The sequence below is a fragment of the Micromonospora sp. 4G55 genome, assembly GCF_016803375.1.
The window spans coordinates 1-11044 of record NZ_JAEVHN010000171.1 but is presented as its reverse complement, the minus strand read 5'-3'; the positions used below and the strand labels follow the sequence as shown (position 1 = coordinate 11044).

The window sequence follows — 11044 nt, the reverse complement described above, 5'->3', positions numbered from 1 at the left end:
ACGGCGGCGACGGTCAGCGGGGCGGACGGAAGGGGGGCGGAGGCGACCGGGGGCGTCGTCACCCGCCGATCCTAACCGGATCGCCGCGGCCGGCCCGTCCCACCACACAAGATCCCAAGCCGTACGTACGGTTTGCGTAACGCAGGGTCAGCTGGGACGATCGACCCGTGCCCAGAGTAAGTCAGGACCAGCTCGACGCGCGCCGACAGGAGATCCTCGCCGCGGCGCGGGCCTGTTTCGCCCGGCACGGCTACGAGGGAGCCACCGTGCGCCGGCTGGAGGAGGCCACCGGGCTGTCCCGGGGTGCCATCTTCCACCACTTCCGCGACAAGGACTCGCTCTTCCTCGCCGTGGCCGAGGACGACGCGGCGGCCATGGTGGAGACCGTGGCCCGCAACGGCCTCGTCCAGGTCATGCGGGACCTGCTGGCCCGGGCGATCTCCCCCGACACCACCGGCTGGCTGGGCAGCCAGCTGGAGGTCTCCCGCCGGCTGCGCACCGACCCGGCGTTCGCCCGCCGCTGGGCCGAGCGCTCGGCCGCCATCGCCGAGGCCACCCGGGACCGGCTGGTCCGGCAGCGGGAGGCCGGGGTGCTGCGCGAGGACGTGCCGATCGACGTGCTGGCCCAGTTCCTGGAGCTGGCGTACGACGGCCTGGTGCTGCACCTGGCGATGGGCCGGCCGGCCGGCGACCTGGGCCCGGTGCTGGACCTGGTCGAGGAGGCCGTGCGCCGGCGCTGACCGCCGGACGTATCGGCTTGGTAACTCGGCCCGCACGACGGTCGGCGCGTGGCGGCCCTGCTCCACAATGAGGCCGCGATCCCCTCGCGTGACAGGAGCAGAGCCATGATGCTGGCGGCCGACACCTGGGGCATTCCCGGCCCGACGTTCCTCCGGTTCTATCTGCTGGCGGCCCTGGTGGCCGTCGTCGGCTCGATCGTGTACCGGTCCCGGATCCTCGCCGGGCAGCCGGCGGCCGGGACGGCCAGCTCGGGCCGCAGCAGGTCGCGTACCTCAACGGCGGCGACCAGCTCGCGATCTGGACGGCGCTGGGCGGCCTGCGCGGCTGCGGTGCGGTCGGGGTGCGTCCCGACCGGCGCCTCACCATCGGCGGCCCCCTGCCCAGCGGCCTCACCCCGCTGGACCAGGCGGTTCTCCACGCCGCCCGGAACCACCTGCACACCCGGGAGCTGGCCCGCGAACAGCGGGTGTCCCGCGCCCTCACCGAGCTGCGCGAGGGCCTGCAGCGGCAGGGCCTGGCGCTGCAGCCCGAGCAGCGCACCGCGGCGCGGCGCGGCGCGTGGCTGGTGCTCGCCCTGATGGCGCTCGGCGCGGCCCGGATCGCCGCCGGGCTCGCCAACGACCGACCGGTCGGCTTCCTGCTGCTCGCCGTCCTCGCCCTGATCGTCCCGCTGGTGCTGCTCTCCCGGGTGCCGTGGCGGACCCGGGCGGCCGACGCCGCGCTGCGCGAGCTGCGCCGCAGCAACGTCCACCTCTCCCCCCGCGTCCGCACCCGCCTACGCCACCTACGGCGCGGCCGGGGGCGGCCATGGGGGGTCGCGCTGTTCGGCACCGCCTCGCTCTGGGCCCTGGACCCGGGCTTCGCCGAGCAGGCCGAGATCCAGCGGCAGGCGCTGAACAGCAGCGGTGGCACCGGCGGCAGCTCCTGCGGCGGTGGCAGTTCCTGCGGTGGCGGCGGCAGCTCCTGCGGCGGCGGTGGCGGCTGCGGTGGCGGCGGTGGGTGCGGCGGATGACCGTCCGAGCGGGGTGGGCATCGGCTGGCGGCCGGAGATCGCCGGATTCGTCGCCGAGCTGCCCGGGCTGCGCTTCGTCGAGGTGGTGGCCGAGTCGGTCCCGTCGACCGGCCGCTCCCGCCGGGGCTCGCCGAGCTGCGCGGGCGCGACGTCACCGTCGTACCGCACGGGGTGCGGCTCTCCCTCGGCGGCGCGGAACCGGTGACCCGGCCCGGGTGGCCCACCTGGCCCGGGTCGCCGAACTCCTCGACGCGCCGCTGGTCAGCGAGCACATCGCGTTCGTCCGGGCCGGCGGCCTGGAAGCCGGCCACCTGCTGCCGCTGCCGCGTAGCCGGGAGGCGGTGGCCGCGGTGGTGGCCAACGTCCGGCGGGCGCAGGAGCAGCTGCCGGTGCCGATCGCCCTGGAGCCGATCGCCGCGCTCTTCGACTGGCCCGACGACGAGCTGGACGAGGCGGACTTCCTCACCGAGATCCTGGACGCCACCGGGGCCTGGCCGTGCACTGGGCGCTGGCCCGGCTCGACGGGGTGCCGGCCGGCTGGCTCCGCCTCGAACTGCCGCAACTGGACAACACCGACAACGCCGTCGCCGAGCTGGTGGTGCATCCGGCGTACCGGCGGCGGAGCGTCGGCCGGGCGCTGCACCAGCACGGGGTGCGGCTGCTGCGCGACGCGGGGCGCAAGCGGGTCATGGGCGAGGTCGTCTCGGCCCTGCCCGGCGGCCCGGCGCGCGACCCGCCGGGGCGGCCTTCGCCGCAGCGGTCGGCGCCCGCCCCGCGCTGGCGGCGGTACGCCGCCGGCTGGACACCACCACGCTCGACCGGGCCGCGTTGGACACCCTGCTGGCCGGCGCCCGGAGCGCGGCCGCCGGTTACCGCACGTCCGCTGGCAGCAGACCACCCCCGAGGAGTACGTCGACGACGTCGCCTACCTGGAGGGCCGGCTGATGACCGACGCGCCCCTGGGCGACCTGGAGTGGGAGCAGGAGCGGGTCGACGCGGACCGGATCCGGAGCACCGAGCGGGCGCTCGACCTCCGGGGCAGCCGCCGCTACCACGTCGCGGCGGTCGACGAGCGCTCCGGTCGGTTGGTCGCCTGGAGCATGCTCAGCCTCGGCGCCAGCGCGGACTGGCACGCGTGGCAGCAGATCACCATCGCGGACCCGGCCCACCGCGGTCACCGGCTCGGCCTGCTCACCAAGATCGAGAATCTGGGGCACGCCCTGGCGTACGAGCCGGCGCTGCGCGCGATCGACACCTTCAACGCGGCGGAGAACGAGCACATGATCCGGATCAACGAGCAGCTCGGCTTCCGGCCGGTCGACGCCTCGACGGAGTGGCAGCTGGCGCTCTGACCGCCGGGGAACCAGCGGGCGGCTGGACCGAGCGGCGGGTGACGATCCCACTTGTGACACTGCTCTACTGATCTGGGACCAACCTGTTGCATGATGGCGGGCATGACGGAGACCCCGCACCCCCTGTACGACAGGCACGCCGACACCCTGAACCGTGCGCTGACCGCCATCACGGAGCGGGGATACTGGTCCGCCTATCCCGAGTCACCCAGCCCCCGCGTGTACGGCGAGACCGCCGCCGCCGACGGCAAGGCCGCCTTCGAGGCGTACCTGAACGCCGACTTCCCCCTCGACCAGCCCGGCTCGGGCGACCGGGTCGCCACCGAGACCAGCCCGTTCGGGCTGGAGCTGAACGTGCGCTACCCGCACGCCGGCGCCGACGAGCTGGTCGCCGCCGCCTCGGCCGCGCTGCCGGCCTGGCGCGACGCCGGCCCGCAGGCCCGGGTGGGCGTCTGCCTGGAGATCCTCGACCGGCTGCACAAGCACATCTTCGAGCTCGCCAACGCGGTGCAGTTCACCAGCGGCCAGGCGTTCGTGATGGCCTTCCAGGCCGGCGGCGCGCACGCGCTGGACCGCGCGCTGGAGGCGCTCGCCTACGCGTACGCCGAGATGACCCGGCATCCGGGGACGGCCGGCTGGGAGAAGGCGGCCGGCAAGGGTGACCCGCTGCGGATGACCAAGACGTTCCACGTGGTGCCCCGCGGCGTGGCGCTGGTGATCGGCTGCAACACCTTCCCCACCTGGAACTCGTACCCGGGGCTCTTCGCCTCGCTGGTCACCGGCAACCCGGTGGTCGTCAAGCCGCACCCGCGCGCGGTGCTGCCGCTGGCCATCACCGTGAAGTACGCCCGCGAGGTGCTGGCCGAGGCCGGCTTCGACCCCAACCTGGTGCTGCTCGCCGCCGAGGGGCCGGGCGAGAAGCTCGCCTCCACCCTGGCGCTGCACCCCGCCGTGAAGATCGTCGACTTCACCGGCTCCACCGAGTACGGCGACTGGCTGGAGGCGAACGCCCGGCAGGCGGCCGTCTACACCGAGAAGGCCGGCCTGAACACGGTGGTCATCGACTCCACCGACGACTTCGCCGGGATGTGCCGCAACCTCGGCTTCACGCTGACCCTGTACAGCGGCCAGATGTGCACCACCTCGCAGAACATCCTCATCCCGGCCGGCGGCATCGAGACCGACCAGGGGCACAAGAGCTTCGACGAGGTGGCCGCCGGCATCGCCGGCGCGGTCGGCAAGCTCACCGCCGACCCGGCGCGCGGGGTCGAGCTGACCGGCGCCATCGTCAACGACGGGGTGCTGGAGCGGCTCGACGAGGTGACCAAGGTCGGCGAGCCGGTGCTGGAGTCGCGTACCGTCGAGCACCCGGCGCTGCCCGGCGCGGTGGTGCGGACGCCGACCATCGTCAAGCTGGCCGCCGACGACACCGCGACGTACGGCCGCGAGTGGTTCGGGCCGATCTCCTTCGTCATCGCCACCGACTCCACCGCGCACAGCCTGGAGGTCATGCGCGCGACGGTGGGGGAGAAGGGCGCGCTGACCGCCGCCGTCTACTCCACCGACGAGGCCGTGCTCGACGCGACCGAGGCCGCCGCGGTCGACGTCGGCGTGCACCTGTCCTGCAACCTGACCGGCGGGGTCTTCGTGAACCAGTCGGCCGCGTTCTCGGACTTCCACGGCAGTGGGGCGAATCCGGCGGCGAATGCTGCGCTCACTGATGGTGCCTACGTGGCGAATCGGTTCCGGATCGTGCAGAGCCGTCGGCACGTCTGATCCTGCTGTCGGGGTTTCCGGGGCAGACCACCTCGCTCCAGGCGGTCAGGCTTGATCCTTCCGCGAGGCGGCCTGCCCCGGAAACCCGTGCGGGGTGCGCTGCGGGCGTCGCCGCCGGGTCGGGGGTGGGGTCATCGGGGTGCTGCCCTGCGTTCGGTGCTCGGTCGGCGGGGTGGGTCAGGCGGGGCGGCGCATCTGGAGTTCGCGCATGGCGGGGACGGTGGGGTGCGGCACGCGTACGCCGGTGTCGGTGAAGCCCAGCCGCTGGTAGGCGCGGTAGGCGCGGTCGTTGCCGACCACCACCTCCAGCAGCAGTTCCGGGCGGCCGGCGGCGCGGGACCAGGCGGCCACCCCGTCGATCAGGTCGGCGAGCAGGCCGCTGCCCCGCCAGGTGGGGGTCACGTAGACGGCGTAGACGACGGTCAGACCCGGCTCGTCGGGCGAGGCGGTGCCCCCGGCGTGGCCGACCAGCCGGCCACCGGGGTCGGCGACGAACTGCGCGGTGTGGTCACCCCGGGAGACGGACGCGATCCGGGCCGCGTAGTCGGCGTGCGGGCGGGCGGCGGCCTGGGCGACGGTCTCCAGGAACGCCAGCGGCGCGTCCGCGAGCATCTCCAGCCGCAGCGCCCGCATCCGGGCGGTGTCCTCGGGGCGTACCCGGCGGACCGTGGCTCTGCGGGCTTCCGGCCGGGCCGGGGCAGGTGTCATGTCCGCATGCATACCGCAGCGACCACCGCCAATGGACGGGCGGTCGGCGGAGCACCGGAATATGCCCGATTTGTGGTCGTGCGCCGCCGTCACGCCTCGTGTAGCGTGCGATTTCGGTCACCGATTCAGCGGCCCTCACCGATCGCCGGAGCGGTGGTCCTCCGGTGCCGGTCCGCCGGCCCCGGGGTCGTGGAACGCCGCGCAGAGTGAGGAAGTGCACCGTGGCACAGGGCACCGTGAAGTGGTTCAACGCCGAGAAGGGCTACGGCTTCATCGCCGTCGACGGCGGCCAGGACGTCTTCGTCCACTTCTCCGCCATCGAGATGGACGGCTACAAGGCGCTGGACGACGGGCAGCGGGTGGAGTTCGACATCGCCCAGGGCCAGAAGGGTCCGCAGGCCGAGCGGGTGCGCGTCATCGCCTGAGTCGCGTCCGGTTCCGCTCGTCGGCCGCCCCCAGGGGCAGCGGCGCGAGCGGGCGCCAGGGAAGATCGTGGGCCGATCCAGCCGTCGCTGAGGAGTGCTCATGTCCGACCAGTCCCCGTCGGGTCCGCCCGGACCCGATCCCGTGGACCCGCCCGCGCCGGGCGGCCCGGTCGGGCCCGCCGGCCCGTACCAGGGTTGGGTCTTCCCGCCCACCGGCGGCTACCCGCCCGGTGCCGACCCGTACGCCGGTTACCCGCCGGGTTACCCGCCGTACGCCGGCCACCTCCCGTACGGCTGGCCGGCCGCCGGCGGCTGGGACCCGGCCGACCCGTTGGTGAACCCGCCGCACGCCGGCGTCGACGGCTGGTTCACCCGGTGCGCCGGCGCGCTGCGTCGGGGCTGGCGAACGCTGGTGCCGATCATGCTGCTCACCCAGGCGCTCCCCGCCGCGGTGCTCTCGATCATCTCCCTCGGGCTGGAGCCGTCCGCGCAGGTGCCGGCCGACGGCTCGCTGCCCCCGGGCTACCTGGGTGACTTCCTCACCTTCGGCGGCGCGACGCTGGTCGCCGCCCTGCTCCTCTACCTGGTCCAGAGCGTGGGCTGGGCGGCCGGTACCTGGGTGGTCACCCGGCAGGCGGCCGGCGAGCCCGCGACCTCGGCGATGCGCTGCGCTACGGCCTGCGCCGGGCGCCGGGGCTGTACGGCTGGACCCTGCTGGTCGGTCTGCTCGTCACGGTCGGTTTCTGCTTCTGCGTGATACCCGGCGTCTACCTCGCCTTCGCGCTCGCCCTGGCCGGCCCGGTCTACCTCTTCGAGCGGCAGAACCCGATCGGGCGCTCGTTCCACCTCTTCCGCAGCCGCCTCGGCATGGTGGCGGCCCGGGTCGCGCTGGTGGCGGCGGCGGTCGTCGCCGGGACCGTGGTCGGCGCGGTGCTGGAGGCCGTCGGCACGGCGCCGCTGGGCACCGACCCGTTCGCCGCGCCGGGCACCGCGGTGGGCGCCGTCGTGGTGGTGGCGGTGACCGCCGTGCTGGTCGTCCCGGTCTACCTGGTCCAGCTGGTCGGGCTGATCGTGACGTACGCCGAGCAGCGGGTCCACGAGGGGCCGGTGAACGCCGCGCGACTGGCGGCGGAACTCGGCTGATCGGCCCGAGTCTGCTTGCACTCGGCAGGGGAGAGTGCTAAACAAGTCATTGGCACTCGCGTATGGTGAGTGCCAATGGTCGGGGCGGTAGGGCCACGGTCGCAGCGGCGTTCCAAGACGCCGGTGCGGCACATGGCCGGTCGTCGCGGGCTATCCGGCCCGGCCGAAGGACGTCGTCGTCGCCAGGTGGCGACGTCCCAAGGTGCGTACACCAGGCGGCCCATCCGGGGCACAAACACTCGGGTGGCCCGTGAGTGTCCAGGAGGACAACGCCGTATGGCCAAGATGATCGCGTTCGACGAAGAGGCGCGCCGCGGCCTCGAGCGGGGCATGAACCAGCTCGCCGACGCCGTGAAGGTGACGCTCGGCCCCAAGGGCCGCAACGTCGTGCTCGAGAAGAAGTGGGGTGCCCCCACCATCACCAACGATGGTGTGAGCATCGCCAAGGAGATCGAGCTCGAGGACCCCTACGAGAAGATCGGCGCCGAGCTGGTCAAGGAGGTCGCCAAGAAGACCGACGACGTCGCCGGTGACGGCACGACGACGGCGACCGTCCTGGCCCAGGCCCTGGTCCGCGAGGGCCTGCGCAACGTGGCCGCCGGCGCCAACCCGATCGCCCTGAAGCGGGGCATCGAGGCCGCCGTGGCCAGCGTCTCGGAGGAGCTGCTCAAGCTCGCCAAGGACGTCGAGACCAAGGAGCAGATCGCCTCCACCGCCTCCATCTCCGCCGGTGACAACACCGTCGGCGAGATCATCGCCGAGGCGATGGACAAGGTCGGCAAGGAAGGCGTCATCACCGTCGAGGAGAGCAACACCTTCGGCCTGGAGCTTGAGCTCACCGAGGGCATGCGCTTCGACAAGGGGTACATCTCCGCGTACTTCATGACCGACCCGGAGCGTATGGAGGCCGTCTTCGACGACCCGTACATCCTGATCGCCAACAGCAAGATCTCGTCGGTGAAGGACCTGCTCCCGATCCTGGAGAAGGTCATGCAGTCGGGCAAGCCGCTGCTGATCATCGCCGAGGACCTGGAGGGCGAGGCCCTGGCCACCCTGGTGGTCAACAAGGTCCGGGGCACCTTCAAGTCGGTCGCCGTCAAGGCGCCGGGCTTCGGTGACCGCCGCAAGGCCATGCTGACCGACATCGCCATCCTCGCCGGTGGCCAGGTCATCAGCGAGGAGGTCGGCCTCAAGCTCGACGCCGCCAGCCTCGACATGCTGGGCCGCGCCCGCAAGGTCGTGGTGACCAAGGACGAGACCACCATCGTCGACGGTGCCGGTGACGCCGAGCAGATCCAGGGCCGGGTCAACCAGATCCGGGCCGAGATCGACAAGAGCGACTCCGACTACGACCGGGAGAAGCTGCAGGAGCGGCTGGCCAAGCTGGCCGGCGGCGTTGCGGTCATCAAGGTCGGCGCGGCCACCGAGGTCGAGCTCAAGGAGCGCAAGCACCGCATCGAGGACGCCGTTCGCAACGCGAAGGCCGCCGTCGAGGAGGGCATCGTCCCGGGTGGTGGCGTCGCGCTGGTGCAGGCCGGCAAGACCGCCTTCGACAAGCTGGACCTGACCGGCGACGAGGCGACCGGCGCGCAGATCGTCAAGATCGCGCTGGACGCCCCGCTGCGGCAGATCGCCGTCAACGCCGGTCTCGAGGGTGGCGTGGTCGTCGAGCACGTCCGCAACCTGGAGCCGGGCCACGGCCTCAACGCCGCCAACGGCGAGTACGTCGACCTGCTGGCCGCGGGCATCATCGACCCGGCCAAGGTGACCCGGTCGGCGCTGCAGAACGCCGCGTCGATCGCGGCGCTCTTCCTCACCACCGAGGCCGTCGTGGCGGACAAGCCGGAGAAGACCCCGGCCGCCCCGGCTGGCCCGGGTGGCGGGGACATGGACTTCTGAGTCCAGCTCCACCAACGCCGAAAGGGGCGGGCCGCGCGAGCGGTCCGCCCCTTTCCGTCTCCTCAGGGCAGGCTGCGCTGGTTACGCCGCTTCTGCGCCCGGTCGTACGGCGGTCGGATGGCGACCGGTTCGTCCACCACGGTCACCAGGTCCTCGGCCTCCGGCTCGTCGACGCCGGTCATCTCGGCGAGTTGCTCCGCGTCGCCGTAGTCCCGCCGGTCGAACGGCACCGCGATGGGCGGGTCGCCGACCGGTACCCAGGTACGGGGCAACGGCTCGTCGGTCTGTTCGTCGTCCGTGGTCATGGGTCGCCTCCTCTACCGAAACGGTAGGGGGCGGCCATCACCCATGCGGGCGAATGGCATTATCAGGGTCTATATCCCATTCGCCCGTTTATCGATACCTCGCGGTCTTTCGCCGGGCCGCGCAGCGCGCCCGGCGGGCCGGCAGGGCCGTCAGAGCGTGCGGCGGTACAGGAAGAAGACGCGCTCGATCCGGGCGCCCGCGCTGCCGGAGTAGAACGGCACCGGGCCCACCCAGCCGATCTGCGCCGCGCTGATCCCGGCCTCGTGCTGGTCGCGCAGGCACCGGCGCAGCAGCACCCCGCCGATGCCCGAGCCCTCCGCCGCCGGCGCGGTGCCCATCGGCCCGAACCAGCTCGGCCGCGACGTCCCCAGGCCGCGAAGCCGAGGAGCTCGCCGTCCCGCTCCGCCAGGTGGCAGCCCGCGTCGGCGCGGCCGACCGAGCCGGCCAGCCTCGCCGTCCCAGGCGCCGCCGAAGGTGGACCGGGCGAATGCGGCCAGCGCCGGCAGGTCCGCGGGCTCCGCCCGGCGTACCGTCACGCCCTGGCCGGCCAGCCTCGTCTCCGCCGGCTCCGTCGTGCGCAGCGCCGGCGACCCGTCGTACGACAGGTCGGCGGTCATGTTCCACGCCGTACGGTCCTGCCGGTAGCCCAGCGCCAGCGCCAGGCAGACCGCCGGGGTGTACCGCACGTCGATGCCCGGCCAGGCGTAGTACGGCGGGTTCCCGGCCAGCAGCAGCTCGGCCGCGCCGAGGCCGGCGATCCGCCGTTCCGCCTCGGCCACCAGCGCCCGGCCGACGCCCCGGCGCCGTCGCTGCGGCGCAACGGCCAGCAGGTCCACGTGCCCGAGGCGCTCCTCCGCCGCCGAGACCGATCCGATCAGCACCCCGATGAGTTCGTCCCCCGCGTACGCCCCGAGCGCCAGCACCGTCCGGTCCGCCGCGGCCCGGGGCCAGAGGGCGGTGACGATGGACTCCGCCTCGGCGGCGTCCTCGGGCAGGTCGAGCGCGCGTCCGCAGAACGCGACGACGGCGGGGACCCGGTCGGCGGGCAGGTCGGCGAGGGTGAACTCCATGGTGGCCGACCCTAGATCAACCACCACGGGTGGGCGCAAGACCCGTTCAGCCGGCCCGGGCCGCCCGCACCGCCGCGTACGCGTCGACGAGGCCCGCGCCGGTGATGTTCGCGTCCCCGCCGCAGGCGTCCTGCGGCGCGCGGGAGCGGTAGCTCGGCTGCGCCGGCTTCGCCGTCTCCCGCAGGATCCGGCGGGTGCGCTCCAGGTCGCCGACGAGCGCCGGGTTCGCCGACCACATCAGCGCCACCACGCCCGCCACCTGCGGCGTGGCCATCGAGGTGCCGTCCAGGGTGGCGTAGCCGCCGCCCGGCATCGCGGAGAGCACGCCCGCGCCCGGGGCGAGCACGTCCGGCTTGGCCGCCCCGCCCGGGGCCGGTCCGCGACTCGAGAAGAGGGTCACCCGGCGGTTCCGGTCCACCGCGCCGACGGTCAACACGTCCGGGTACGGCGCGGGCGGGTCGGCGATCGAACCGCAGTACGGCCCGGTGTTACCGGCCGCCGCGACCACCAGGATGCCGGCGGCGGCCAGCGCGTCGGCGGCCGGCCGGAGCGCCCGCGGGTCGCAGCCCTCGATCGGCGGGCAGCCCCAGGAGTTCGGTCAGCCAGTCCGGC

At 73.6% G+C, this 11044-nt stretch carries 10 protein-coding genes and 3 pseudogenes; 9 read left to right on the top strand and 4 right to left on the bottom strand.

Features of this window, described 5'->3' with window-relative positions:
- Positions 1 to 167 precede the first annotated feature (167 nt).
- The 5 genes and pseudogenes from JNW89_RS16165 (at position 168) to paaN (ending at position 4881) form a co-directional block, all read left to right on the top strand.
- Positions 168 to 740, top strand: coding sequence for a TetR/AcrR family transcriptional regulator (locus JNW89_RS16165; protein ID WP_154936047.1), 573 nt, complete (start codon positions 168 to 170; stop codon positions 738 to 740).
- Between the two features lie 125 nt (positions 741 to 865).
- Positions 866 to 1753, top strand: a complete 888-nt coding sequence (locus tag JNW89_RS16160) for a TIGR04222 domain-containing membrane protein (protein ID WP_375155105.1) — start codon at positions 866 to 868, stop codon at positions 1751 to 1753.
- Positions 1750 to 2244: pseudogene (locus JNW89_RS16155) on the top strand (DUF692 family multinuclear iron-containing protein); the annotation flags it as partial. The gene JNW89_RS16160 and the pseudogene JNW89_RS16155, both read left to right, overlap by 4 nt.
- Positions 2245 to 2249: 5 nt before the next feature.
- Positions 2250 to 3176, top strand: coding sequence for a GNAT family N-acetyltransferase (locus tag JNW89_RS16150; RefSeq protein WP_309139992.1), 927 nt, complete (start codon positions 2250 to 2252; stop codon positions 3174 to 3176).
- A 31-nt stretch (positions 3177 to 3207) separates the two neighbouring features.
- Complete coding sequence (gene paaN, locus JNW89_RS16145; RefSeq protein WP_238449543.1) at positions 3208 to 4881, top strand: phenylacetic acid degradation protein PaaN; 1674 nt, start codon at positions 3208 to 3210, stop codon at positions 4879 to 4881.
- A gap of 177 nt (positions 4882 to 5058) precedes the next feature.
- On the opposite strand, the gene JNW89_RS16140 is transcribed toward paaN, so the two are convergent.
- Complete coding sequence (locus JNW89_RS16140; protein WP_238449542.1) at positions 5059 to 5589, bottom strand: GNAT family N-acetyltransferase; 531 nt, start codon at positions 5587 to 5589, stop codon at positions 5059 to 5061.
- 221 nt (positions 5590 to 5810) lie between these two features.
- Between JNW89_RS16140 and JNW89_RS16135 the strand changes: the two genes are divergently transcribed.
- From JNW89_RS16135 to groL, 4 genes are all read left to right on the top strand, one after another.
- Entirely contained in the window at positions 5811 to 6014 is a 204-nt protein-coding gene (locus tag JNW89_RS16135) for a cold-shock protein (protein ID WP_088960044.1), read from the top strand.
- A 100-nt stretch (positions 6015 to 6114) separates the two neighbouring features.
- Positions 6115 to 6771, top strand: a complete 657-nt coding sequence (locus JNW89_RS16130) for a hypothetical protein (protein WP_238449541.1) — start codon at positions 6115 to 6117, stop codon at positions 6769 to 6771.
- Positions 6768 to 7157, top strand: coding sequence for a hypothetical protein (locus tag JNW89_RS16125; protein WP_238449540.1), 390 nt, complete (start codon positions 6768 to 6770; stop codon positions 7155 to 7157). Before JNW89_RS16130 ends, JNW89_RS16125 begins: the two co-directional genes overlap by 4 nt.
- A gap of 276 nt (positions 7158 to 7433) precedes the next feature.
- Positions 7434 to 9056, top strand: coding sequence for a chaperonin GroEL (gene groL, locus JNW89_RS16120; RefSeq protein WP_238449539.1), 1623 nt, complete (start codon positions 7434 to 7436; stop codon positions 9054 to 9056).
- Between the two features lie 62 nt (positions 9057 to 9118).
- On the opposite strand, the gene JNW89_RS16115 is transcribed toward groL, so the two are convergent.
- The 3 genes and pseudogenes from JNW89_RS16115 to JNW89_RS16105 form a co-directional block, all read right to left on the bottom strand.
- Positions 9119 to 9361: a hypothetical protein gene (locus JNW89_RS16115; protein ID WP_238449538.1), complete on the bottom strand. Its 243-nt coding sequence runs from the start codon at positions 9359 to 9361 to the stop codon at positions 9119 to 9121.
- 150 nt (positions 9362 to 9511) lie between these two features.
- Positions 9512 to 10432, bottom strand: a pseudogene (locus JNW89_RS16110) (GNAT family N-acetyltransferase).
- A 46-nt stretch (positions 10433 to 10478) separates the two neighbouring features.
- A pseudogene (locus tag JNW89_RS16105) lies at positions 10479 to 11027 on the bottom strand (S8 family serine peptidase); the annotation flags it as partial.
- Positions 11028 to 11044: the final 17 nt, after the last annotated feature.

Excerpts from the sequence above, each read along its gene's own strand:
- paaN (WP_238449543.1), top strand. The coding sequence starts at position 3,208 with ATGACGGAGACCCCGCACCCCCTGTACGACAGGCACGCCGACACCCTG.
- JNW89_RS16140 (WP_238449542.1), bottom strand. The coding sequence starts at position 5,589 with ATGACACCTGCCCCGGCCCGGCCGGAAGCCCGCAGAGCCACGGTCCGC.
- JNW89_RS16130 (WP_238449541.1), top strand. The coding sequence starts at position 6,115 with ATGTCCGACCAGTCCCCGTCGGGTCCGCCCGGACCCGATCCCGTGGAC.
- groL (WP_238449539.1), top strand. The coding sequence starts at position 7,434 with ATGGCCAAGATGATCGCGTTCGACGAAGAGGCGCGCCGCGGCCTCGAG.
- JNW89_RS16115 (WP_238449538.1), bottom strand. The coding sequence starts at position 9,361 with ATGACCACGGACGACGAACAGACCGACGAGCCGTTGCCCCGTACCTGG.